Source organism: Moorella sp. E306M (assembly GCF_006538385.1).
Classification (GTDB): Bacteria; Bacillota; DSM-521; order Neomoorellales; family Neomoorellaceae; genus Neomoorella.
This window is the reverse complement of record NZ_BJKO01000001.1, coordinates 1990132-2015154: the sequence shown is the minus strand read 5'-3', so window position 1 is coordinate 2015154 and position 25023 is coordinate 1990132. Positions and strand designations below refer to the sequence as shown.

General features: G+C 49.8%; 20 protein-coding genes, 3 tRNA genes, 1 pseudogene and 1 CRISPR repeat array. Of the genes and pseudogenes, 2 read left to right on the top strand and 22 right to left on the bottom strand.

The window, feature by feature from the left end; translation table 11 throughout:
- Nucleotides 1–640: 640 nt before the first annotated feature.
- The 13 genes from FLZ89_RS10420 to FLZ89_RS10355 form a co-directional block, all read right to left on the bottom strand.
- Nucleotides 641–2017, bottom strand: a complete 1377-nt coding sequence (locus tag FLZ89_RS10420) for an RNA repair transcriptional activator RtcR family protein (protein WP_172613555.1) — start codon at nt 2015–2017, stop codon at nt 641–643.
- 36 nt (nt 2018–2053) lie between these two features.
- Complete coding sequence (gene csm5 / locus FLZ89_RS10415) at nt 2054–3160, bottom strand: type III-A CRISPR-associated RAMP protein Csm5 (protein ID WP_141304918.1); 1107 nt, start codon at nt 3158–3160, stop codon at nt 2054–2056.
- A complete protein-coding gene (gene csm4, locus FLZ89_RS10410) occupies nt 3157–4089 on the bottom strand; it encodes a type III-A CRISPR-associated RAMP protein Csm4 (protein WP_141304917.1) in 933 nt (310 codons plus the stop codon). The genes csm5 and csm4 overlap by 4 nt, the downstream gene beginning before the upstream one ends.
- A 15-nt stretch (nt 4090–4104) precedes the next feature.
- The gene (gene csm3 / locus FLZ89_RS10405; protein ID WP_141304916.1) at nt 4105–4920 is read right to left on the bottom strand and encodes a type III-A CRISPR-associated RAMP protein Csm3; all 816 of its coding nucleotides are present in this window, start codon (nt 4918–4920) and stop codon (nt 4105–4107) included.
- 14 nt (nt 4921–4934) lie between these two features.
- A complete protein-coding gene (gene csm2 / locus FLZ89_RS10400) occupies nt 4935–5573 on the bottom strand; it encodes a type III-A CRISPR-associated protein Csm2 (RefSeq protein WP_141304915.1) in 639 nt (212 codons plus the stop codon).
- Nucleotides 5566–7944 carry a type III-A CRISPR-associated protein Cas10/Csm1 gene (gene cas10 / locus FLZ89_RS10395; RefSeq protein WP_141304914.1) on the bottom strand — a complete coding sequence of 793 codons (2379 nt, stop codon included), beginning with the start codon at nt 7942–7944 and terminating at the stop codon, nt 5566–5568. Before cas10 ends, csm2 begins: the two co-directional genes overlap by 8 nt.
- A complete protein-coding gene (gene cas6 / locus FLZ89_RS10390) occupies nt 7901–8872 on the bottom strand; it encodes a CRISPR system precrRNA processing endoribonuclease RAMP protein Cas6 (RefSeq protein WP_172613554.1) in 972 nt (323 codons plus the stop codon). The genes cas10 and cas6 overlap by 44 nt, the downstream gene beginning before the upstream one ends.
- 91 nt (nt 8873–8963) lie before the next feature.
- Nucleotides 8964–9391: a CRISPR direct-repeat array (repeat unit 30 nt; unit sequence GTTTCCGTCCCCTATAGTCGGGTCAAAAAC).
- Nucleotides 9392–9573: 182 nt separating this feature from the next.
- The gene (gene mutT, locus FLZ89_RS10385) at nt 9574–10005 is read right to left on the bottom strand and encodes an 8-oxo-dGTP diphosphatase MutT (RefSeq protein WP_141304912.1); all 432 of its coding nucleotides are present in this window, start codon (nt 10003–10005) and stop codon (nt 9574–9576) included.
- 3 nt (nt 10006–10008) lie between these two features.
- Nucleotides 10009–10968, bottom strand: coding sequence for a DUF4268 domain-containing protein (locus tag FLZ89_RS10380; RefSeq protein ID WP_141304911.1), 960 nt, complete (start codon nt 10966–10968; stop codon nt 10009–10011).
- A gap of 484 nt (nt 10969–11452) precedes the next feature.
- A protein-coding gene (locus FLZ89_RS10370) for an IS3 family transposase (RefSeq protein ID WP_172613460.1) occupies nt 11453–12608 on the bottom strand; the annotation gives its coding sequence in 2 pieces (ribosomal slippage) (nt 11453–12338 and nt 12337–12608; 1158 coding nt in all).
- 192 nt (nt 12609–12800) lie between these two features.
- Nucleotides 12801–14822: an ATP-binding protein gene (locus FLZ89_RS10365; protein WP_172613552.1), complete on the bottom strand. Its 2022-nt coding sequence runs from the start codon at nt 14820–14822 to the stop codon at nt 12801–12803.
- Nucleotides 14823–14824: 2 nt separating this feature from the next.
- Entirely contained in the window at nt 14825–15982 is a 1158-nt protein-coding gene (locus FLZ89_RS10360) for a hypothetical protein (RefSeq protein WP_141304909.1), read from the bottom strand.
- Nucleotides 15979–17160 (bottom strand): Druantia anti-phage system protein DruA, encoded by a 1182-nt coding sequence (locus tag FLZ89_RS10355; protein WP_141265178.1) that lies wholly within the window; start codon nt 17158–17160, stop codon nt 15979–15981. The genes FLZ89_RS10360 and FLZ89_RS10355 overlap by 4 nt, the downstream gene beginning before the upstream one ends.
- A 348-nt stretch (nt 17161–17508) precedes the next feature.
- On the opposite strand from FLZ89_RS10355, the pseudogene FLZ89_RS10350 reads away from it, so the two are divergent.
- Nucleotides 17509–17640: pseudogene (locus tag FLZ89_RS10350) on the top strand (transposase); the annotation flags it as partial.
- A 7-nt stretch (nt 17641–17647) separates the two neighbouring features.
- On the opposite strand, the gene FLZ89_RS10345 reads toward FLZ89_RS10350, so the two are convergent.
- From FLZ89_RS10345 to FLZ89_RS10320, 6 genes are all read right to left on the bottom strand, one after another.
- Complete coding sequence (locus tag FLZ89_RS10345) at nt 17648–18196, bottom strand: N-acetylmuramoyl-L-alanine amidase (protein ID WP_256369534.1); 549 nt, start codon at nt 18194–18196, stop codon at nt 17648–17650.
- Between the two features lie 867 nt (nt 18197–19063).
- Nucleotides 19064–19864, bottom strand: coding sequence for an ExeA family protein (locus tag FLZ89_RS10340; RefSeq protein ID WP_141264859.1), 801 nt, complete (start codon nt 19862–19864; stop codon nt 19064–19066).
- Entirely contained in the window at nt 19864–21252 is a 1389-nt protein-coding gene (locus tag FLZ89_RS10335; protein WP_141264860.1) for a DDE-type integrase/transposase/recombinase, read from the bottom strand. The genes FLZ89_RS10340 and FLZ89_RS10335 overlap by 1 nt, the downstream gene beginning before the upstream one ends.
- Before the next feature lie 170 nt (nt 21253–21422).
- Nucleotides 21423–22025 (bottom strand): DUF6431 domain-containing protein, encoded by a 603-nt coding sequence (locus FLZ89_RS10330; RefSeq protein WP_141264861.1) that lies wholly within the window; start codon nt 22023–22025, stop codon nt 21423–21425.
- A 320-nt stretch (nt 22026–22345) separates the two neighbouring features.
- Nucleotides 22346–22435, bottom strand: a tRNA-Leu gene (locus FLZ89_RS10325).
- Nucleotides 22436–22575: 140 nt separating this feature from the next.
- Nucleotides 22576–22998, bottom strand: a complete 423-nt coding sequence (locus tag FLZ89_RS10320; RefSeq protein ID WP_141265180.1) for a PaaI family thioesterase — start codon at nt 22996–22998, stop codon at nt 22576–22578.
- 94 nt (nt 22999–23092) lie between these two features.
- Here FLZ89_RS10320 and FLZ89_RS15720 point away from each other — a divergent pair, with 94 nt between their 5' ends.
- Nucleotides 23093–23254, top strand: coding sequence for a hypothetical protein (locus FLZ89_RS15720; RefSeq protein ID WP_172613551.1), 162 nt, complete (start codon nt 23093–23095; stop codon nt 23252–23254).
- A 115-nt stretch (nt 23255–23369) separates the two neighbouring features.
- Here FLZ89_RS15720 and FLZ89_RS10315 read toward each other — a convergent pair.
- The 3 genes from FLZ89_RS10315 to FLZ89_RS10305 form a co-directional block, all read right to left on the bottom strand.
- Nucleotides 23370–23445 (bottom strand) — tRNA-Cys (locus tag FLZ89_RS10315).
- A gap of 12 nt (nt 23446–23457) precedes the next feature.
- Nucleotides 23458–23532 (bottom strand) — tRNA-Gly (locus FLZ89_RS10310).
- A gap of 60 nt (nt 23533–23592) precedes the next feature.
- The gene (locus tag FLZ89_RS10305; RefSeq protein ID WP_141262898.1) at nt 23593–24837 is read right to left on the bottom strand and encodes an ISL3 family transposase; all 1245 of its coding nucleotides are present in this window, start codon (nt 24835–24837) and stop codon (nt 23593–23595) included.
- Nucleotides 24838–25023 lie beyond the last annotated feature (186 nt).

Sequence of the window (25023 nt, the reverse complement as noted above, 5' to 3'; positions counted from 1 at the left end):
CGTTAACCTTCGCCCCGCGCCCGCCCCATATACTCTACCATCCCTTGGCAGCCTGGGATTTCGCTGTGTTTCGCCAGCTCATCCGGATGGTCTAGCCTCCTATGGGGTTCTTGTTCATCGGGCCGTGGCTTTGCCTCCGGCTTCCTTCAGATCCCACCTCGCGATGGGCACCCTTGCCTTTGGCTAGCAGACTCGTGCTGCCTCGCCTGCAGTGGACTTTCACCACTAAGTTAACGCCCATGCCGGGCGCACAAAAAAAGGCCGCGTAGGGCGGCCTATTTTATTCTCGATTTCCGTCCCCTATAGTCGGGTCAAAAACATATCTAGGAAGGGAGGGAATATAAAGTGGAAGAAGCCATTTCCGTCCCCTATAGTCGGGTCAAAAACACGTCAACAGACAGGCAACAGATCGACGCGTCAACAGGATTTCCGTCCCCTATAGTCGGGTCAAAAACCCCCGGAATAGCTCAATGCCCAGGTTCCTGGGATTTCGGAATTTCCGTCCCCTATAGTCGGGTCAAAAACCCATCAAAAAAGTTAGGTATCACAAGGCTTCCAAGGATCCACAGGCTTCATTTTTGTCGTCGACCTCCAATAATGTAAAAATCCCTGGAGATCGACGACATTTAGCCAGCAGCCGCTAGCTGTCAGCAAGCAGTTTCACTAACAGCCTAATGTTTTCTTCCTGCAATGGATATGTGGCTAAAAGCTCGTTTCCCCTGGCTAAAACCAGGGTTAAAATCGTCCTGGCTGCTTCCAGGCCGTTTATGGCGTCTTCCTGGCTCACCGGCCTCATGCCGTGCGCGACCAGGGAGTTATTCCTTTTCGTACGCAGTTCATCAAGAAGCTCAGCCAATTGCATCTCCTGCACGGAATTACTCCTCTGGGCCTTAATGGGCACCTGCATAATTTTATTAAACTCCCTGTCCTGCAAATCCTTCTGCAAAAGCTCAGTGGCCAGGTGTAAATTTAACATTACCTGGCGCTGACTCCTGAAAGTGAAACCCCGGGAGGTTAATATACCAAGGATCTTCTCTCTGTTTTTCGGGTTCTTGCTCTTGTTTAAATCTTGAGGCTCCAGGCCCCATTTCTCCCGTAACCAGTAATATATAACCCCTTCATATATACGCCAGAACCGGGCCAGGGTGTCGGTATAATCCTGCCGGGCGAGGCAGCGCCGGGCGTTATAGTAGATATCGACCAGGTTTTCCGGCGTTTCTATCTCCTGCTCAGGCTCTAACAACTGTAAAAATGCGACTTGTTTATGCAATACGTCAGCCGCCTCGCCAGCGTCCAGGGTATTGCGCCAGCGCCTTTCCACAGCTGCCAAACGCTGGTAGGCTTCCCTGTACTGCAGCAAGTCCCAGAAGCTATAAGCCTTAAAAATCATGGCCATTAGTTCCGCCCGGATGCGACGCCCGCTGTAGAGGCTGATATTCTGCAGCTCCCGGCATTCAGCAGCCATCACCTCAAAAAGGTATTCCGGCAGGCACCGGTTTATGCGGGAGAGGATATTCTCTTCCTCAAGGAAATTTAGCCGGATCTCGCGCACGCGCTTGCCGGGCGTGACCATCCTGGGATTCTGGGCCTGCCAGAGGTGGGCCGCAGGTATAAAACCGCTGTTAGCCAGGACATACCAGCAAGCTGTCATCTGGGGAGTGCCGGAAGAACAATTGAGGTGGATTCTTGTCTTCAGGTTACTCTTCTGTATCTCAGAAATTATTTTTTTTACGGTGTCTTTGACGCAGGGCAGCAATTCCTGGAAATCTGTCGGGTCGGCAAGGGTCAGGGGGCGGATATAGCAGGCGCTATGTGGTGATACATCTTTCAAAAGGTCTTTACTCATCAAGGCATTGGCTTCAGTGGCGCTGGCCACATCCGGGCCCTCGGCTGTCGGCAAAAGATATACAATATCCGGCTTTATTTCCTGGCACAGGGTGAGTATAGCACCGGGTTCATTTGTCTTTTCTGATATAGGATCCTGGTTGCCAACAAAGGATAGCAGGACCTCCATCATTATCATCCTCCTGCCTGGCTGGCTAGCATTATTAGCCTAACTTAATGTTAATTTAAGCCATCCCAGGGTAGCAGCCGGCTGGCCGCCTTTGGTGACTACCTTGCGCGACTGGGGGAACTCCGGGTGGCGGCGGCGTGAAAAATACGTTTCACGCAGAGCCCGGCGCTCTTCCGGAGATAGATGGAGTGCCAGGGAAGTGTTTAGCAACCCCGTCCCCCAGCCCAGCCGCAGGTTGGCACCCCGAGCAGCGATCTGGTCGAGTTCTTCCACGATACCTGTTAGGCCGGCCTGCCGGAATAACTCCTTTTCTTTATCCAGGACCTGCCGGGATTTATCCCTGCCCAGTTCCAGCCATTTTTCCAGGACAAAAGACGGCTTTTCCCCGGAAGCCTCATGCAGGATGTCCCAGGTATGCTGGTCCAGCTTTAGCCGCGCCTTAAAACGGGTACCTGGTTTTACTACTTCCACAAACAGCCGCGCTTCCCTGGCCCCAAAATGATAACCCCGGCCCTCATTGAGGCTGATAACCCTTGCTTCCCGCACCTCGGTACAATCGTTATTTAAAGGATAAGCATCGGTTATTTGGAGGGCACGGAGCCAGTCTGAATTGGGACTGCGCCTGGTGCCCTTCTTCTCAGGCAGGCTGGCCCGCAGCAGGTTATCAAAACCTTCTCCCGGTTGTTTAAGCCTACGCTGCAAGGCCCGGCTTATAATTGCCGCTTTATCCCGTGATTTGCCGGCCAGATAAAATAACAGGGCACTGCGAATAGCCCCCTTTAAACTGGAACCGGGTATATAAGGCTGCCGGGAGGCGCTGTCGCTGATAAAGGGTTGAAAGTTACTAAGCCATAAAGGCTCGCCTTTGGCTATACGGCGTAAAAACGTCCCCTGGCGCAAGGGATTTGCCCGGGAAGCCCCCAGGCCCTCCAGGAACTTTTCCAGGCTGGGGAAACTCTCCCTTTCTACATAGCGGACAAAGTCGTCAATGCCCTGCATGGCTGCCAGCTTCTTGGCCCATGCCTTCTCATTTACCAGGTACACGGCCTGGCGGTCCTGGAAAAATTCCAGGGCTGACAGCCGCCCGCGGGCATCACCAATATGAACCGGGCTCAAGACTTCTATGATCAGGTTGTAAGTCTTCATTGCGCGTCAGCCCCCAGTTTTACTCCTACATTAAAAGCTAGCCCGTTGCGGTACACCGGATGGGCCTTAAATCCCGGAGGGGCAACATCAAGCAGCCGGCCGCGGGCAGGCCTGCGAAAGACGCTGCCTTCACTGAACATCAATACCCGCTGGTGTCGCTGGGCCAGGTTGCCGTCCCTGTTCTCCAGCCAGCCCATGCGTTCAACAAGCTGGTAGGCAATAAGGTTGTCCTGGAGCTCATCAGGCCCGGCAGGATATACCAGCGATAGGGTTAAATAGGCATCAGGTTTATCTATGTCTACCAGGGAGAAACCGGTAACAAACTCCGGTTCAAATATGCCATACCCCCGGCTCCGCCTGCCCCCGATACCCTCTTCGCCCAGCATCTTCATGGCAGCCTGGAAGGCAGGCCAGCAGCCTGCCGGCAAATCTACCAGGAAAAAGAGGCCGGCCTCACGGTCTTTAGCGAAGAAGGTTTCGCCGACAAAGTACAGGGCTGAATTGCTGTGCAGGCGATCCAGGGCTACCTGCGCCCTAACGCCGGTCCCCATAGCCTCCCCCAGCTTTTTGCCTTCTGCCACCAGTTGCTCAAAGTCCAGGGGCACTCCCTGCACCCACCTGGCAAAATGCTCCTGGCTAATAAAATTTAGCCGTTTTAAGTCTTTACCATATTTCATTGCCAGTTCAGTGGTATAACCGGGCGCCGGCAGCAAGGGTCGGGGGAAATAGCAGGTGCCCGCAATAAAAGGGAAGGCCGAGGTCAGGGTTATCTCCGGCGGCAGCGGTTCCCCATAGAGCCGCAGCCAGACCTGGAAAATGCTGCTGTAAAGGGTGTCCGAATGCAGCACCAGCGTGCTTTCTTCCAGCCCCAGGCCCGCCTGTCCCAGGTGCAGGGGGGCTTTGAAATGGAGCTTAACTAGATTAATCATCCTTCCTTTTCTCCTTTACGCCAGGAGATTGGGCAACCAGGTATTGATAACCCGCCGGGCTAAATCGTTGATGGTTTCCTCCTTCTCTGCCGCCAGGGAGACTTCCTGTTCCTGACCCTGGTAATACCGCAAGCTGCGCCAGTGCAGTTTTAAATCGTCCAGTCGTACCTGACCGTAACCCCGGGACCCGTGGCCTCCCAAGTAATCGTCAACCAGCAGCTGCAGGGCAATAAAGATCTCCGTAAAATCTTCCTGCAGGCGCTCTATCCCCTGCGGCTCCCACAGGTTGTAAACCATCTGGAAGTTAAATCTGGCCCCCCGGGGCACCCTTTCGATCTGCCTGGGATTGGCCGCCGAGGTGATCCGGTCCAGGGTGTTTTCAAATTTGACTTCCGTTAGATAATAGCCGCTCTCCATCTGCTGCAGTTCTTTTTTGCTCTCCGCTGTCAGGTAAGCGTCACGGACATAGAGGCTAGCGGGCATGTTTTCCTGCACATTTTTATCCCTGCTGGCGCCAAAGAGGCGGCAAATGGGGCATTCCTCCCTGCCGCATTCATGGTGGCGGATTCTCTGGCCGCCGGCATTCATTTCGCGGTTAAAAAAATCAAGGGAAGGTTCCTGGGCATAGTGATAGCGTTCCAGGAGGCTGCGCAGTTTGCCTTTCAAAGAGCTGCCGGGCATATATGGCTCGTGGGTGACCATATCCCGGATGACCAGCAGGTCAATGCCGCCAATTTCACTTACATCCTGGTTGCCGCCGATATGTAACCCCGTCAAACAAGAAATAATGCCTTCTATGATAAATTTGCCTGCCAGTTTTTTCTCGGCCATTGTTTTGTCCCCCTTTACTCATTGCCACCATAAAATTTGTGATAAGCAACTACCGCCCGTACGAAACGGACCAGCTCATTGAAATCTTCCCAGCCTTCCCTACCTTGAGGACGGACCAGGTCGATCATCGGCTCCAGGACCGTAAGCAAGGGTAAAACCGCTGCGTTGCGGCCCGTGGCATAGGCCAGGTAAACTTTTAAATAAACAGCCTGGTCCTTGGTAAAATCCTCGGGTTTTTCTTTTTTTACCTCTACTTCTGCTTCCAGGATGGCTCCCAGGAAACGCCTGATCTGGGCGGTCTTTAACTCCGCCGCTAGGACGGCACCCAAAGCCCGGGCCCAGGTGACCAGGTCTTCTGCCGCAATCGCAGCAAGGTGGTTAAAGCCGCGCAGTTTGCCCGCAATGCCCTGTTTAACTATGGCGTCTTTTAAAGTATCCAGTTCTTTATCCCAGTCCCTTTTTTGCCCTCGGTAATTTTCTGCGTAATTCACCAGGTTGTTATCAAAATTTACCAGGTACTCGCTGCACTTCTCGCCGGGGCTCCTGCTCCATTTTCTTTTATTAAGGTCATACAGCTTTAAAAGCCGGTACCAGACAGCCTGGTCAACCAGGGGCTTCCCTTTCAGCATAGCCATTAAATTATTTTCAGGCATCTTCCTTCGCTCCCCTCAACAAAAGCTTTAAGACAAGCAAAGCCGGCAACATGAACCGCTCCAGGGCTTCTGTGTTCAGGCAAACAGCCAGCAGGGACTGGTAAAACTCAAATCTGGCTTTATCTTTGCCGGCTGCCGCCCGGGCCCGGGCAAAGAGGTAATAAAGGGCCGGATATACCCACGCCCTGTCCTGCAATCCTCCATCACCCGGGGCATTAAACTTCTCCACCAGAGCCATAAGGCGGCCAAAGAAGCCCCGGGAGAAAAGTTCCGGTTTAACGCTCAGGCCTTCCTGCTTAAGGCCGGAGCCAAAAATTTTAAGATAGGCGGCAACCCGCTCCATCTCCTGCCAGGTGAGGCTTGTCCCCAGCAAACCTAAACGGTTACGGCCATCATCTTTGGCCTTGCCTTCCGCCGCAGCAGCCAGGTCCGCAAGTTTGTATAGGGCCACCTTTTCATCGGCGATGACCAAACCGCCGGAGATGGTGATATCCGGGTTTAAAGCCGTATATAGCCGAAAATCATTGTTGATAGCCCAGGCGGCTTCCAGGGCAGCATCCCAGGTCCCTACCAGAAAGAGGTCATCACCTCCTGCGTAAACGATATTAACAGGTATCTTCCTGGCTTCAACCGGTAGCATACCGCCTTCGATTTTTTCCAGCAGGCGGGGCAGGTAATATTTAAAATAAATATTCAATCGCGACGACAGATCGCTTAACCTGGCGAAAGTAGCCTCCTGCAATCCCCGGGCAAATAGCTGCCCCAGGTGATCGACATCCATGCGGACCACGCCGATCTTTTTATCACCCAGGGCAAGCCCGGCCAGTTCTGTAAACTCCTTCTGGCTGTAATAGCTCCCTACCGGGAAAGGTATCACCGGCCAGTTTCCTGAAGGTAGCTGCCAGGGCTGGCGCATCTGGTACTCCCCAGCAATTACTGAAGGCTGCCCGCCAAAAGTATAGATACAATCCTTTACCTGGATAGCTAGCCCTTTTACTGCTGCCCCAGGGACCGTTTCGTAAAAGCTATCTATTTCCGGCAGGATTTTGCCCAGCTGGATCATGGCCTGGCAGAAAGAGCACAGCTCCAGGGTATCCTCATCCAGTTGCACAGCCTTTACTTCATTGCTGCGGTGACAGATGGTGCACTCGGCGGTCACTGGTTTGGGGCCCAGGATTCCTGCTGGGTCCGCGGTCAGCAGGAACTGCCATTTGCGGTTTTTCCCCAAGTGCAGTTCCCGCTGCACTTCTCCCCAGGCCGCCTGCAGCCGGCCCCGTTTACCCTTGAGGTCCTCACCGCTCAACGCTGTATAAGCCAGACATAGATAAAGGGAGGGGCCAAATGTACTATATAGGTAGTTGTTGAAACTCTCCTGAAAATCCCTTATTTGCTTTTTGCATTCCTCCGTATTGGGGGCTAAAAGATAAAAACCGCCTCCCGAGGCATAAATAATATTGAAACGGCCAAGCCCCAAGGCGCGACACAGCTGGACAGCGGCGCTCTCCACCAGCAGGTCCAGGAAGAAGGAACGGGCGCGGACAGTTTTCAGGGCTGCCTTTGAGGTGATGGTATAGATAAACTTTTGAATGCCGGAAAGATCAGCGCCGACTAGGAGGTATCTGGCCTCTTTCCGAGCAGCGATGGTCCTTTTCAGGTTTTCCTGCTCCCAGTCCACCTTGTGGGCGGTCAGGTAGAGATACATGCACCAGCCAATGGAGGCCGTGCTGCGCAGATGGTGGTACAGGGAAGTGTCCGGCCAGGAGATGGCGGTAACATAAGAATGTTCCGGCACCTGGCTCAAATATTTTTCTAGCAAAAGAAGTAAACGTTCCTCCTGCAGGTTGTTTTTATCCTGCAGGGCATCTTTTAATTCGTCCCAGGTTTTTTTGTAAAAGGCCATAACCCGGCCCCCGGAAACCTGTTCGGCCGGGACAGGATAGGGGGCGTTTTCCAAAAAAACCGGTTGCCAGCAATGATGTTTCTTTTCAGCATTATTCAGGGCTACTTGATCAAAAATTACACCCAGGCCCTGTTCGATATCATAATCGCCGCCACCCTGTTGCTCGACGCGTTCCATACCGGCAACGATATTGTCAGCCTCGCCAACAAGGTATAGAAGGTTTTTAACTTCCAGCGGTCCCGGGTAAGCGTCGGGTGACAGCTCGTCATATTTGGCATCTCGCCGGTCTATGCTATGATGGCGCCGGATAATCTCCTGGATTTCTACAGGCAAACCCATCTCCCGCGCCCAGATATAGCCCAATTCCTGGTGCCTGTTGCTATAGCGCTCGTCAGATGACAGGGCGCGGTAGATAATCTTACCAATATCATGGAGCAGGCTCCCCAGAACAACTGCTTCCCGCTTCAACATCCTTACCCTCCTTAATACCCACTTTAAACCGGCCAAAACCAAAAGCCGTGCTTTTGCCAATGGCCAGGATTTCAGCTGCTCTTATAAAGGGATACAGTCCGGTCATCTCGCCTCGATAAGCCACCTCACCTATCAACCCGCCCAGCTTCATTTCCTGGTGCTGGGTGGTAGAGTAGCGCTGGTAGTCAAACCAGCGGAGGTTGTTTTCCACCTGTTCAACGGCCATAGCCATTTCTACAAGTCGGTTATAGTCCAGTTGCAGTTTTTTCCCGGTTGCTAAAAGATACAGGCTTGATATCCGCCGCAAAGCAGCACGCAGTAATATATGAAATTCTAGAGATGTAGCAAAATGGTTCTGGTATTTCAGGCGTAAAGGGCTTAAAGTTTTGATTTGCAAAAACTGGACCGGAGGAGAATCAAGGTAATCTGCCAGGGTGAAAGCCCTGGGCTCTTTTAGCCGGGTTTCTTTTTCCCTAGTAAAGATAGGTGTCTTCCGGCCGTCCGGGGCGATGGCGTTTATTTCTTGCAAGATAAAACGCCCTCGTTTGCCGGCGCTATTGCGCAAGCCGATACCCCGGCCAGCCAGGTTTTCTAGGCTGAAATAAAAATATGGGAAGCAGGCCACCGCTGGCCCGAAAAGGCGCAGGTTTAACTTAAAAGGAGTGCCGGGGGATAATATCGCTAAAGTATCAGGGTTAAAAAAACTTATATAGGGATATGAAGGCACTGCAAATATTTTGCTGTAAGCGCAGAGGCCCTCCAGGGCACAGCCCTGGCAGGCCTCTTGTTTTTTATTGATGCATACCGTCTGGCGAAAAGAGGTCCCCAGGCCTACCCGCAGGGCGTTTTCACGAAAAAAGGGCAGCCTGAGCTCATCTTCCGCCACCAGGGTTACTTCCAAATCGAGAATTTTTAAATCCTGCCACACAGCGAAAACTCCAATACCTGAATTTCCCTTGGAATAATTTTCTTTCTGTTTTGTTTCGCCATTTTCTTGCTGATTCCTGCTTGTCTTTTGCAATACCGTCCCCTATAATCGGGTCAAAAACGCGTATGATCCGACACAGGGTTTGCAGGACTTCCTGTTTCCGTCCCCTATAGTCGGGTCAAAAACACGGTTTACCTGACCCTGGCGCGGTGGCCGGGAAGTGTTTCCGTCCCCTATAGTCGGGTCAAAAACTATAAGCGATAATCTTGCGGTAAGTATAACCTACCGGGTTTCCGTCCCCTATAGTCGGGTCAAAAACCTGTAACCTATTAGGTGTCCCTTACATTTACGCCCGCGTTTCCGTCCCCTATAGTCGGGTCAAAAACGTACTGGCCTAGCGGGCTTAATCAAAGTATTTGACGTGTTTCCGTCCCCTATAGTCGGGTCAAAAACCCTGAGGGATTTCAAGACGCATCTCCCAATCGGCTAATTTCCGTCCCCTATAGTCGGGTCAAAAACCCCCATTAAGAAAGTTAGGAATCACAGGGCTTCCAAGGATCGACAGGCTTCATTTTTGTCGTCGACCTCCAATAAGGTAAAAATCCTTGGAGTTCGACGACAAATTAATAATTCAGCAAAGAAGAATGCTTGTTTTAAGTTTGCCCTGGAGATATCCTGGCGCTAGAACCTGTTCCCTCACATCAATGAATAGCGATCAGTTTTAACAGCTCGCCTACTATCTCCCAATCCGCCGGGACAAAATCGTACTCTGGCAAATCTTTGATTGGCACCCAGCGGTAGTCTTCGCATTCTATGGCTTCCGGTTCTCTAGAGGCTGGTGTCAGCCTGGCCAAATAGGCTATAAATTGCATTTTACCCCAGGGATACTGATAAGTGAAGGCGTGAAAAATATCTATTACCTCTACTTCTATCCCCAGCTCTTCTTTTAGCTCGCGGATCAGGCAGTCTTTAGGTTTTTCCTTTGGCTCTACTTTACCCCCGGGGAACTCCCATTTGCCTGCAAGACGATCGCCTTTTTTCCTCTGGGCGATTAACACTTTGCCTTCGTTAAATATTACCCCTGCTGTTACTAAGGTAGGAGGTTTGGGGTTTTGGGTATCTGATGTACTCATAAGTTATTCCTCTGCCGTAGATTTTATTTCTAATCCTTTTATCCGCTTACCAAATACATCTCTAAATTTAATCAGTTTTGTTATGGCCCATTCCTGCAGTTCGTTTAGTTCTTCCTCGCTGGCCTCGATGCTTCCATCCCTAATAATTGCTATACGGCAAGCCCGGGCATTTTCTAATCTCTCCCAGCTCAATGCGCTGCCCAATTCCTGTTCTATAGCTTCCTTCTGTTCATAAAGCTGGTCAAAATACTGCTCGTTTTTATCTTTATCACCGGTATCGATATATAACTCCACGCCAAAACGTCTCTTTGACTTGAAAGATGCCGAATACGCGAAGCCGCTCCTGCCGGCGCTGATATTGAACCAGTTCTGGGGTAGTCCTTTTTTGGCATTAATCAAACCCGGCGCCTGTTTTTTTATCTTCTCCAAAAAGATTGTCCAAAAAGCCTGATAGGCTTCACCTCTGGCACTTGTAGTTCTGGAACTGGCGACGCTTTTTTGCCACTCGTTGGGTTGGGATACTAACCTGAACAGGGGAGCGGGTCGGGAATTGTCTATACGTACCAGCTTTATCTCTATGCCAAAAAAGGCCTGATCTTCACCAGTGTTTTCGTTTAACCAGTCCAGGGCCTGGCGATGTTCTTCGCGAAACTGTGGTGATATCCATATTACTATCTTGGCCTCACGGCCGGCAGTGTAGGTAAGCAATTGGCCTAAATGGGTGTGATCGGTGGGTTCGAGCTGGTTTTCGATAATTACCGTGTGCCCTGAACTCAGGTCCTTTCCTACCAGGTCGACGGCAAAGGGTCCCACCGCGCCTTCGCGCTCCGTTATTTCGATATCGAGCCCCAGCACTTGATTTAGTTGGTCGATATTATCTTTTAGCCACGGGGTAAAGTCCCTGGCTTCATTGGTCCAAACCTGGCGAATATCTACTTCAGTAAGTGTGCCTAGTTCTGCCATATCAACTTTCCCTCATTCCCTTTACGGCCGGCATACCTTACATCGCTGGTAGCCGGCTTTTATGGCTTCTTCCTTGCTGTTAAACTCTACTCGGTTTTTCGGGCTTATCTCCTTTGCCCACTGGCAGACCTGATAAAAGTAACAAAAGCCAGAATAATAAGGCCGGCACACGGCGCCTTAATCCTGGCTTTATCTTTAAACTCAGATTCAAAATCTCTTTCCCCTCATTCGGCCAGGAGCTATCCCTGGTAAACCACGGTAAACGCGGCCAATCTTTATTTTTAGTGCAGGATGTCCAGGGTTTTATTCAACCTTACTGCTTTATAGCTTTCGCACCAAACAGGGGGCCATTTGTAGTGCTCCCCGTTGTCAAGACATTTTTTTGAAAAAATTAAGCTATACTATCCTCCCTTCTTCTTTATTGCAAGTTGCCATATTTGTTGATAATTGCCATTTATCTATGGCTTTTACCTGTTATTAGTTGTTACATGGTGACTAATGTAGTCTCTGCAAGCTTGAGCTGACCGAAATATAAGTCTGCCGGTTTTTGGTGGTTAATGGCCTGGTGTGGCCTCTCAAAGTTGTATTCGTCAATATAGGTCCGTACCGCCCGGTATACTTCCCGGGGCTTCCGGTACTCTTCGTAATAGATTTTTTCCCACTTCAGATTCCTGAAAAACCGTTCTGTAATGGCATTGTCGGTTGCACGGCCTTTGCCGTCCATGCTGATCTGTATCCCGTTTCTTTTTAAAAGCTCAATGTACTCGCTGCAGGTAAAGTGGCTGCCCTGGTCGCTGTTAATGATTTCCGGCTTCCTCACTGCCAGCGCTTTCTTAAGCGCTCGCATTACAAATGACCGCTCCAGTGTTTGGGATAATTCCCAGCTCACTATATAGCGTGAATACCAGTCGATTATGGCTACCAGGTACATAAAACTGCCTTTCATCCGGATATAGGTGATGTCGATACCCCAGATGTGGTCGGGCCTTTCGGCCTTTACGCCCCTCAGCAGATAGGGATATGTATGGTTTTGATGATTTCGCTTGCTCAGGTTGGGACCTGGGCATAACCCGGCTATCCCCATCCGGCGCATTAGCCGCAGCACGCGCTTTTTATTGACTACATAGCCCATATCCCTTAACACTGCCCGGATCCGCCTGTAGCCGTAATGCGGCCAACGGGTGTAGATCTCGTCTATCTGGTGCATTAGCTCGATGTCTTTGTCTGCTTCCTCCGATGGCTTGTAGTATATGCTGGTGCGGTTGACGTCTAAAAGTTCCGCCTGCCTCTTTACTGAGATTTCGGGGTGATGACGCTCCACCATTTCACGTCTTTCGACGGCGCTCGTTGAGTTCAGCAGATTTTTTTTTCAACCAATTGACCTCTATGGTCAACTGGCCGATCTGCTTGATCAGTTCCTCCTTCTCGGCTTCATACTGCTTTCTCATCTTTTCCAGTTCGCTGGCGCCGCGGGTGAAAAGGGAAGGGAGGTTCTCTATGGCCTCAGCCTTCCATCGGTGTAGTTGGGTGGGGTGGACTTCGTATTGAGCAGCGATCTCGGCTACTGTCTTCTCCCCACGGAGCATTTCCAACACGATGTTTGCTTTTTGTTCAGCTGTAAATTTTTTTCTCTTTTCCATGTCACCATTATAGCTTAATTTTTTTGTTTTTGTGTCTTAACCTATGGGTCCATTATAATTGCTGAAGGTCTTTTAGTGAGACCTGTTTAGACACGGCCGGCCATTGTAAGGTTTACTGCTATCTCTTTTTTAGATAATAATTCTACGGTTTCCTGGAATATCCTGCTGTCGGGATCCATCTCTAGTTTAAGGTCATAATGCCGGTATCCAGAAGTATTCTTTTTCCATACCTTCTACTGTTGCCCTCTTGAATAAAACATTTCCCTCACCGTATATTCCATTTAAAAGCAATTCCATCAGCCGATCTTCTGGAACAGATGCATATGCATTGCCAGGGAACTTATCTTTTATCTCTTTAATAATGAAGAAAAGCTGTCCTTTGTAGATACCTTTTTTACCTTTGAGTTTTTCCGCCTTAGCATATTTGATATTGTATCGCTGGGGATTATCAAGCCTTTCCTTTAGTTCGTCTTTCATTTTTTTGAAATCTGCATCCAGTTCTTCCGCCAATATCCCTGCTTTGGTGATAATACCACCTTCACTGGCATCTGGCTTGACATAGGCCCTGTATAATTCTTCAAAATCCCTTACCCGCACTGGTAGGACAAATGGTTGGTTAGGAGCACTCCACATATAACAGTTACCTCGTATAGGCTCGGCTACCAAATGTGCCAGGATGTCATCGGAAAAATGGGAGTTGTACTTTCCTAACGTGCCCGCATCTCCTTCAGAAAGCAGGTGAAAGCTGAACCAGTTGTCGGCCTGGCTTAGTATCTCGGGGGCAATTGAGCCAGGTTGCTGGGTAATGAGTATTGCTCCTAAATCGTATTTGCGGCCCTCCTTAACCCACTCGACAAAGGGGCTGCTCTCATCAAGATATTTCCCCAGCACACTCTGGGCTTCTTCAATGATAGCTATGGTTGGGATTATGGGATTTCCACCTGTAAAGTTTTCCTGATTATGCGAAAAGATATCTCCTAGAATTAATCCCGTAAGCATCTTGCCCACTGCTGAGCTTAAGAGACTGATATCAACAACAACTATCATTCCTTCCTTCAGGCCTTTCTTTATGCCTTCCAGAAGCTTGCTGTTAGGATCGTGCAAGGTACGTACCACGTTATACATATTACTGCGGGCAGCTGCTACTTCCCCTATATTGCTTGCTCCCGAGGAATCATACCCTAAAATCCCTGCTATTTCATTGTCAGGAGCCTTCAACCCACTTTTATATATTAAATCAACCATTCTCGCCCATTCTATTTCATTCAAACCTTTCAGTTTGAGAACATTCTGGTTTTCCTGTTTTTCTGAGGGTAGGGCTATTCCAAGCACATCACGGGGTTTCAGCTGTCTAATATCAAGCTTTATTCCCCCTACCTTCCAGCTACCATAATAAGAATTCTGGGGCTTCCTGCTGGTATATACGATTATCTTATCTTTAAGGTGGGGGACATCGCAAAGACCCGGTCTGCCGTCTACAGTGTCCGGCCAAAAATATTCACCGTCAGCATCAAATATCAAAGTTCCTACTTTTAACCCGGCTTTGGTCATGGGTTCTTCCTTGTAAAGCTCAGAAATTAAGTATTTTATCAGGTTGGACTTGCCATAGCCCGCCCGCGCAAATACCACCGTCCGCCTAGAAACAAGATTTCGGACATTGAATGTTACCGGAAGCTTCGGGTCGAGAGACCTGAACGCTGGATCCTTGTGAGTTTTTCCGGCCCCGCAGTAGACAAATTCTCCCAAAACATAGTCGCCAAGTTCTGTTTTTCCGCCACTCAGCTGGCATATTCTCCTCAATACTGATTCGCTGGGGTACGCTACCTTGGCTCCAAGGTGCGGAAGTCTACGCATGGACGGTACATATATTATGTTGTTTTTTTCAATCCTTACTGCTCCCAGGAGCTTCAACTGCACGCGGTACTTCAAGCGATGTACCATAAGGTCTTCGGGTATACTGTGCCCTCTCTGCTGGAGGGTATTGAAATAGTCCTCACCCTGCGGGGACACCAGGATTCCAGTAGGTACCAGGCGGGTAATCCTTCCTAAAGCCGCTTCCTCTTCCGTAGCCAGCTCTATAAGGACAAACTGGCCCAGTTGCGGGCGGTCAAGCATGCTGGCATCGTAAGGAGCCACTATCTCTGCATTGAACTCCATCCCTTTCTCGGTGAACCCCTTGAACGTCCCCATTATCTGCGAGCTGGCGAATAACACTATCATCCCTCCATATACCGCCACTTTTTGAGATCCTGGCTTAAATACCTGAAGCGGAGGAGCCTGTTATACTCGTCCGCATTCAAATTCTGGGTTAGTCCCTTGAAAACCATATCCTGAAGAATCTCTATTTCTATGTGACCAATCCTTGACCTATCATGGGCCTTCTGAATGCACATTGGGTAATCGGGAATAGGAAACCCGTACTGAGCATCGTATATTAATTGTCCCAGGATTTTAGGAGCCTGGTCACGCTGCCAGTCCGCTATATCGACAGGCCAAACTGGGTCCCCGGGTTTATCACCGAACTTTACCAAGTGCAGGCATCCCATGCTCTGGAATCGCGCGCGTTCCTCTTCAGTCTCAGCCGTATCGTAATTCAACAGCCAGGTCCTGTCGTAGTTGTAACAATCCCTTTCGATGTCCAGGGGAACTTCAACATAACAGGGGTATTTCCTGTGAAATACCCCTTCGAGTTCCAATGCTACCGCCAGCTTGCTCAAGACTGCGCTCTGCTTGGCTACCCCGACTAAGGAGACAGTCACGTTCCGTCTGGCGTGAACTTCTATCCCGGCTTTTATCTTTTCCCTTATCTTGGGAAAGATGTCTCGCCTGAAGGTCTTGGTCCGCAGCAGGCCATCCCTGACAAGTATCGTGTCCCCGCCCCACTGAAGGTGCGGGTTGCAGACCATTTCATAGAGCACTGCCCACTCGACTATGTCACGGTAGGCTCGCAGGGCACTGGTGCTGTTCCCCCCTTGCCCCATGTTTTTAAGCAGGTATGAGAGCTCGCCTAATTTCAATCCCAGATCAGAGCAGAGCCTCCTTAATGGCTCAATGCACTGCGGCCCTGGCTGAATTCTTTTTTCCAGCTCGTCCAGGGTCGAACTGCTAGCTACCACATCAAGCACATACTCCTGTCCGCGCGAATCCACAACCCTTACAAGCTCGATCAATGCCGGGTCAAACATGATGCGGTTGTCTCCACCGTCTGCCGAGACGAAAGATACCGCGTTCACCGAATATGCCTTGAGCGGGCGCACGTTGTCTTTTAGCCGCCTAGCGTATTCCCTAAATTTCTCCAAAAGGTGACTGTCGGCCTGGTAAGCCTCGATTATCTTTTTCTGCAGGGCTTCCATGTCCAGGTTCGCTATTGTCATACGCCCAACGCTCCTTTAAGAGACTGGTACTCTGCTCCCAGGAGGCTTAAAAATTGTTCCCGGTTCCACATAAGGTATTCAGGTTTTCTCTTGGACCTGGGGACGAGCCATCTATCCCTTGCAAGCTCGCCAACTTCTGTAGTTGACAGCAGGGTATCATACCGGGGAGAACTATATTTCCCTGACAGGAAATCATAGGCATTGTCCGCCACCCTGCAGGCGAATATCTGCCTCTTGACACCATGTTTGAGGATATCACTATTAAACCCTATTTTCTCAATACACCTGCGGATAACACGGAACCTCCAGTTTGGCCCTTTCCCGAACGAATAACTCTTCACGTAGTCATCCCCAGTGCTTTCCAGATACTTACACATCAAATCGAATATGCTATCTGGAATGTGAAAATGGCCCCATCCTTCGGTGTACCCGATAGGTTCGAAGTATACTTGATTATTAAGTTTTAGCCTATTATAGATCGATGACCTGCCGAGTGCTGAAGTGGTCGTGACCAGTACTAACTGAGCATTTTTGTTCTGCTTTGAAATAATCCCTGAGCGCTCACTGTAACGACGCGAGAAAATCTCTACTACTTCTCGCGTTCTTACTAGGCAGGCAACTAATTTACCGCCAAGTATGTAACTGTAAGGCGGGACGGCTCCTAGCACATAGGCATCCATCACGTTGACTAGGCGCTCTTTTCTATCCTGAGCGGTCCAGCCAATCAGGTTATCTCTCGCTTTAAGGTTAAATACTGGGTCACCCAAAGCAATAATCCCCATGAGCTTCCCGTTGTGCTCATCCCATACTAGAAAGCGCATCCTGCGCCCGTAGCCATTTGAAACCGGGACGCTCCACGAAAGGGTAGCTAATTTGAAAAGATCCCTTCGCCACCCTTCTCCCTCGACCAGTTCTAGGCTAGGCGATATCTTTTCCGGTTCGACCTTGCGCCCGTCAGCAAAATATTTAGACAACCTAACCCATGCCCTAGCAACAAAATCGCTCTGTTTTTTTAATACTTCCTCTCTCTGCGCATAGTGCAAACCCCGCAGGGCTTCCTTGCTCTGTCCTGGCGGGATCAGGTTCCCATTCTTATCTGTGGAAAAACCCAGTTTTTGTAAGTGAGAATGGAGTTCGGAAAGAATACGAAATTCCAACAAAGAAACCGTCCTGGCCATTCCTACCTCACCTTTTCTACTGCTCCCTGCAAGTCCTTTATTGAAAGTGCCGTATTAATAATTTCCACCTTGTAGTGCCCTGTTCGCCACCAGATCGAAAGGCATACCGGCATCTATGAGATTCTTACAGGACGTGCACCGCAGCGTATAGGGGCAAACGTCTTTCAGTTTCGCTCTGAAAGCGTACTCAGTAACTATCTTGTAAACAGACCAGGTCGATAAAGGTTTGCCGTACCTGATACACAAGGACCCAACTGAAAACCCAAAAAATCCTTTTCATGAGGACATATTCTCCAGAAAATGATAATTTCCTTTTTGTAAGGGATATTTATCCAGGGTGATGACGCTCCCCAAGACTACCGCAAGCGGCTACGCACTGCCATCGGTGTCGAGAGGCTCAATCAGGAAATTCGCCGGTGTGTGGGTAGTAATCCGCTTTTTCCCAACGAAGAGTCAGCATTCCAGTTGATCGGGGCGCTATACATCGCTATTTCGATATGGCGGCAAACTTAGAGTGAAAGGCTATACATTTTCCTTCATTAATCTGCATTATCGCTTTCCGCCCCTTCAAGGGTTTCGCCTTTTCAGACAGGCAGGTTTCTGATGCCCCGCCGCCTTCTCCTCCGCTTTTTCCCGGCGCTGCGGCTTCTTTTCTGCTGTCGTCCTCACCTGCTGAGGCTATCTCTTCTCTCAACCGCGCCATATCCATATGCCGCCCCGGGCAATCAGTCGCCGCGCCCGGCACCTCGCTGTGGCCCAGGACCCGCCCCGGCGGGACGCTGTAGCGCCGGCACAGCTCCCGCACCAGCCCGATAAGTAATTTCCACTGTTCCGGGGTGGGCGGGCGGTCCATGAGGTTGCCGATGACGGCCACGCCGGCGGACTTGAAGTTCATCCCCGCGTCCCGGCAGTGGGCGCCGGGTATGTCGAGGTCCGCGGCCGCAGGTTTCACCCGGCTGTAGGAACGCTTCCGGTAAACGGGCTGGCCGTTTGTATCGGTCCCCATCTGCACCTGGATGCGGAAGGACGTGGCCAGGGGCGTGCTGATAAGGGCCGGACCGGCTGAAGGACGGCCCCGCCGAAAAATGTAAAAGACCGGCCAGGTTAATCAACCTCAGCCGGTCTTGGGTTCCAGCGTAACCATAAAAAGAGAACATGTCAAGGGGCGATTATATAATTTTTTGCATGTTTTGCATTTCCGGACCGCCACTTTTCCGTCCCTCGAAGGGGTGAGGGTATTCGTAACCTCGATGACGGGTTTGATTTTAGCTGGCGTCTGGAAGAGTTTCCGTCCCCCGAAGGGGTGAGGGTGTTCGTAACTCCGTGCCCACGAAACCTTGGGGCCCAAAAGCTGATTCGCTACTTCGCGGGGCTCGGGCAATTTTTGCCTAAAATTTGACCGTTTTTTGCCTGCGCACCGCAAAAACATCGGCACAAAATTTTCTTGCCGGATGTGTCAGTCTTGCAGCCCATCATTTACCTTTTTGTCCAGTCTATTCTACAAAAACCTGCAAATATCCTGCCTGCATTATAATAAAAATTTTATTTTAATTAAGCTGAAAGTAGGCCCGCCGCCGGTAGTATCTATCCTCTATCAAACTGTTGCAATTATTTCTTCCGGCACTGTCATCTTTAAAAATTCCACTCCTTTACAACCTCTGCCCACCAGCGGTGCTAGCGTTTCGTGTAATTTTGGATACACTGTAGATTCTCACTTTAATTCGGAAAAGCTTCTCACAATAAATTAGACGAAGATAGCAGCAAAAGAATAAAGTTTCTCAGATTAAACCGGATATAGACAAACATCATTCTAAGATTGCGCCAGCAAAAAGGTTAAATAAAGCCAAAACCGGGCACCACAAATTGGTACCCGGCTTTAGCAAATTCTTACCTTCTTCCGGCTCTAAATCTCCAGTTCCCTTTGTGCCTGGTAGACGATCTCATCATCAATCAGCCTCTGTTTCTTGCCACAGGCACAGATGAGGCAGGTGGTGACCAGGTTGTTAACCAGGCGGGGCAGGCCGCCTGTTATGCCGTAGATAGCCTCCAGGGCGGAGGGGGTAAAAATATCCTCATGAAGGCCGGCAAGTTTTAGCCGGCTCAAAACATAATCCCGCAGTTCCTCCGGCCTAAGGCCCTGGAGGAAATACTTGACCGCCAGGCGCTGCCTTAAAGGAGCGTTAATATTTAAGCTCAGGCGGGAACGGATAAGGTTTTGGCCGGCGAGGATAAGGACAAAGGGGTTCTGGGAGTCCATCTGGAAGTTAAAGAGGAGGCGCAGGTCCTCCAGGATTTTGTTGGCAGCGAGATGGATTTCGTCCAGGACAATAAGGGGAATAATATTGCGGTCGGCATAAAGGCTATTGACAGCCGCCTGGATCTGGTGGAAGATATGGACTTTTTTATGCTTGGGTTCCTCGCCCAGGGCGAGGGCCAGGCCCTGGTAAAACTCCAGCACCGTGACGGTGGAGAGGGCAAAATAACAAGCTTTGTAGTGGGCCGGGTTAAGTTCACTGACAAATTTCCTGAGGGCGGTAGTTTTACCACAGCCGGCCTCGCCGGTAATTAGTCCAATACCCCGGACGTTAAGGAGATACTTCAGGCGGGAGTTAAGTTCCAGGAGGTCCTGGCTTAAGAACAACTGGTCGAAGGGTATTTCTTTGGTGAAGGGATTAAATTTAAGGCCAAAGAACTGGGTAAACATCACCCTTCACCTCCAACGTTCTCTGGGGTGAGGATAGCGGCAAAAGAGACGGAAGGCGCCGGTGCCGGGAGGGGGTTGTCCGCATGAGGGAGATTTACCTTCCCCGGCAACTGAAGGGGTGGGCGGTCCTTGCCGGCCGGGCGGCCGCGCCCTCTTCTTTTCAGGCCGGCATTGGTGGCAAAGTCCACCTGCCTGGCCTCGCCCACCTTTAACCCTTCGCGGTACAAAAGGACGGGCCGGGCGGGGTTTAAAAGCCACTCCGGGTCGTACCGCACCTCAAGGCGCAATCCGGCCAGCTGCGGCTCCGTTTCAAAGAGGACATTCTCCAAAGAGAAGGTAGCATCATGGTTAACCTTGCGCATGACCCGCAGGAGAAAATACTCATCCAAAAGCGCCGGGTCGGGAAAGAGGCGTATCCGCTGAACTTGGGAGAGGAAATAATCCAGGGGGCTAAGGCCCAGGGAGCTATGAATTTTGCGTTGGTAGTCCTCCTCCAGCCACTGCCAGAAGAGGAGGTTTAACTCCTCCAGGGATTTAATTTTCTCCAGGTCCAGCCGGGGCAAGAAACGCGTCCTGACCGTCCGGAAGAAACGCTCAATCTTACCCCGGGCATAAGGGGTGAAGGGTTCGGCATGGAGCAAAGCACAGCCTAAACTGGCACAGACTACGGCCAACTGCCCAGAACGGTAGACCCTGCCGTTATCGGTGTAAATCATCTTCGGCACGCCGCGCTTTAAGATGGCCTCTTTTAAAGTAGAGCGCACCGCCAAATAATTCTGCTCCCAGAAGAACTGGGCATGAAGGATAAGGCGCGAAGCGTCGTCGATAAAAGCAATGAGGTAAGTCTGCCTTTTACCCCGGGCCGTTTTAAGGTAAGGGCCGTACATGATATCCCCCTGCCAGAGCTCATTCACCCACTGGTGGGCAAAGCGCTTGATTTCCTTTCCTTTAGCATTTGTTGCCGGAGAAGACGAAGGAAGCGGGTGCCGGGAGAGGTAGCGGTAAAAGGTGGATAGAGAAACTTTGTCAGGAGTAAACACCCCGTCTTTCACCAGCTCCTCATAGAGCATGATACCACTTAGCCCCGGTTTCTCTGTCCTTTTGGCCTCGATTTTTAGGGCCATCTCTTCCGTTATCCGCCGGCTTTTCCCCCGGTCGGAACGATAACCGGGTTTTAAACCCTCCAGGCCATGGCGGCGGTAGAGATACAACCACCAGGCAAAACTCTTGGGAGAATACCGCTTTATGCCATAATGGGGCATGACAATAGGTTGAGAGGCCAGGTCCTTAAAGTACTCCTGGTGACTTTCCACCTGGCCGTTAAGCACCGGCGCAATCAAAGCAAACTTCTTCAGGGCGATCTCTTCCCGTTCTTGAGAAGAAAGCATAAAGAACCGTAAGCCTCCTTAAAACTAAATGTTAAATTTTAGGAGGCCGTAAGCGCTTACAGCCCGCAGGCGCCCTTGAGTATCATGATACCATTCTCTGATAGCCGGTCCCCAGACAAAAGTTTTGTTGCTGCCATTTTTCACCTCCAGGGGTACCAGAAGAGCTCCGGTTATGCTAAAATATTACGCAAAGGAGCCATAAAAGCGTACCCCCAAGCCTCGTAAAACCTGGTACTGAAGGACTGGATGTGGGCAAATCCAGTGGTAATGAGGCGGAGTACCTTTTGGGCTCCTTCCTTTTTGGCGGGTATTTCCTCCGGCAGCCGAACCCGGGGCATGAATTGGCGTAAGGCTAATTTGATAAATTTCAAATTGGCCAGAAAACGGCGCAGGTAAAACTGTAAGTGTGAGATGTCCCAGTAGAGCTTTGGGTAGCGCCCTTTTAGAAACTTAAGGCAACCTCGCAGGGAGAAATTGAACTCCAGCATAAGCCTGAGGCCGGTAAAAATCAAATCAACACAATACTGAAAATAGGGCAGGCAAAAGGAAGGCAAGTAAGAAATGGTAGAGTGGCAGTATTGGCAGTAGTAACGCCGGATTAAGATGCGGCCGCTGAAATCAGCGGTAATAACGTTGCGGTGAAAGAACCCGTGTTTTCGGGGCGGTATCTTTATCCGGCAATGGGGGCAGCAATCGGGTTCCGGAAAGGGGAAATCTTTACCCTGGCGGCTGTACTCTTCGGGCGACACGGTGGTGTAGAATATCAGCTGCATGGTAAACCCTCCCAGCCAATATTCTACTCTATTCGCCCCCAAGCAGCACGCCTTCCAGAAGATGGACTAAACCCATCTATAGTTTGAATACTGGCGTAAAGTGAAATAGGATTCTCATACTCTCCTGGTATTAACTTTAGATGCAGATTGTTCAATTTGCGACCATGGAATTATTTTGGGATGAATTAATGTGAGGATCTACAATACACGAGATTTTGGCCCAACTACCCGATACTCCTCTCTTTAGCTACTCGATACTATACAATAAAAAACGGTTTATAGGCCGATTTGTTAAGCCCATAAACCGTTGATTCTCAAGGTGGTGCGAGAGGCGGGACTTGAACCCGCACGGACCTAAAGGGTCCACGAGATTTTAAGTCTCGGGCGTCTGCCGGTTCCGCCACTCTCGCAAGCATAGAATATTATAGCATATAACGATGGGAATATTCAATACTGAGTTTTAAACTTCCTCGCCACCCACCGGATGCACTGCGGTATTTTTTTGTCGCCACGGAGTAGATGTCGCCAGTATCTCCCGGTGAAAACCGGATTATTTCACATAAAATATTCCCCCCGCTGTTGCTATCGTTTGGCCGGCAGAAGTCAATCTTGCCTCTGTTACTACTATCCGCTCGCCGTTGTGGATTATCATTCCCCGGCACTCCACCACCTGACCGGCTTCAATCGGCTTTAAATAACCAACCTGGAGGTTCAAGGTTACAGCCTCCTTACCGGTAGAGCGCACGGCAATTCCCATGGCCCGGTCGGCCAGAGCGGCATAAACGCCACCGTGGAGGGTGTGCCAGGAGTTGAGATGTTTAGGAAGCACTTTCAGGCGCACCAAGCTGCGCCCCGGCCCTACTTCGACTACTTCTATTCCCAGTAACTTGGCAAAGGGATTGTCCGGTTGAACGATGGCCTGCCATTTTTCTGCATCAATTTCGCCCGCCGGCCAAGCAAAATCCCCTCCCATAATGCCACCCCTTCTGATATAATTAATCGCAAACGTTTTGCCCCAAAAAATCACTATGCCTTCCTATGCTATAAAGGATAGAGGTGGGATTAATGTGGCAATTTTACAAGAACGCATCAACCAGTTGCAGGTGGAAATTGCCGATTTGAAGCGTTGTTTCCCTGCCCACTCCTTAAAGCATGCTGTGTTCCACAGCTGGAAAAGTTACTCCAGCAACAAAAGGAGGAACAATTACATCCTAACAGTTAACTGCTGATATGTCAACTTTTGGGAAGTAAGATGCTTCATACAAACGTAAATTGCAAGCAGCGCCTTAACAATACAAAAAGACCATTTTGCCGTTGTGCAAAATGGTCTTCTAGTAACCAACCTGGAGGCGCGGGCCGGATTTGAACCGGCGAATAGCGGTTTTGCAGACCGCGGCGTTAGCCACTTCGCCACCGCGCCACGGTAAAAAAATGGAGCGGAAAACGGGATTTGAACCCGCGACCCTCGCCTTGGCAAGGCGATGCTCTACCGCTGAGCTATTTCCGCTCGCTCACTGCATGTTAGATTATAGCACGGGCACAAAGTCCTGTCAAGCATTTGCAGGCTCTATGTCAATAGTTGTGGGATTAAATTTTGAGGGCAACATCCCAGGAAAATTTTCTTGATGAAATGATTACGATTCCTAAAACCAAAACTTAATCGTTTCAGCATTTTGCTTAAAGTATTCTTGCCTTCTATATAACCATTGGTGTACCGGCGGCCTTGCTGGGTGTATCTAACCAGGTTTAATATTTCTGACCTCCAGAACTTAATAGTACGAGCCCATACCCGTCCCTCTACATTTTCAGCGCATTCTGCATTTATAAGCCAACGGCTTAAGGCAATTTCTGCCTCTTCAACCCGGTCCATCTTTATGATTTGTCTTAAATCTTCTTTTAGCTGGTATAGTTCATAGAGGGACGGGTATTTATTCTTAATTTCTTCTAGCTGCTGTTGTTGTCTGGAAGTAAGTTTTTCTTTAGCCTTGAGCAAGGGTAGGCGAGGTATATTCTCCTTGCCTGCTTCTTGCTCTATCTTGCGTGCTTCATTTAAGCGACGGTTGGCATCCTGAATTACATGGAAAGGGTCTACTATTATCCTGGCTGAAGGAAAGATTGCTTTTATTAACTTGCGCCAGGAGTCTTTCATGTCAATTACTACTGCTTCTACTTTAACCCCGGCTTTTTTGAGCCCCTCCAGGTAAGCCTTTATAGTTGCTTTCCTGTCATCACCCAAAATCGTCAAAGGCCTCTTATCCGGTTCCAGGCGCCCTACTACGCATACATAATCATTCCCGCTAAAGGACAGTTCATCTAAGGTTAAGACTATGGGCTCTTGAGTATCATCTGCTGGAAGACCGGACTGGATATACTTGTCTAGTAATCTTATAACCCTATTAGGAGTAAGGTGTAATATTCGGGCTGCATAGGTAAAGCTCATCCTCTGGGCATAATACACTACTGTCTGCACTCCTAGTTTTGTAAATCTGGCCCAGGGGATGGTATTCGGAGGACGAAGGGTAAAAGTCTTATGACAATGGTAACACTTATACCGTACAGGAACCCAGGATAAAAAAATCCATCTCCCGTATAAAAAAGCGTGACGAATTTTCCTTTCTTGGGGCTTCCGGTTCTTCTTTAAAATGCCGTGCTTATGTAATTTGCCTTTGTTACATGCAGGGCATAATGCTGGCGGCTCTAGCGTCACCCTTAACACAATATCTTTACGTTCCTGCCGTTCTCCTAAAATGGACTGGAGTATTTTATCAAAATTCTCTTGTCCCTTGAGGGTGATCGTGCTATTCTTATTCATGGGGGCACTCCTTTCCTAATGGGGTTTTTGTTTGCTAACATTTGATTTGGATGTGCCCCCCTCTTTTTCCTCCTTTAACTTCTAAAATCTCTTCTCCTCTGTCCTTCTATCTCTTCCTATCCCCTCCCACACTTTTTATTATAGAGCCGCATTTGCAGGCTCAAAGCAAAAGTATTATTACGGGAT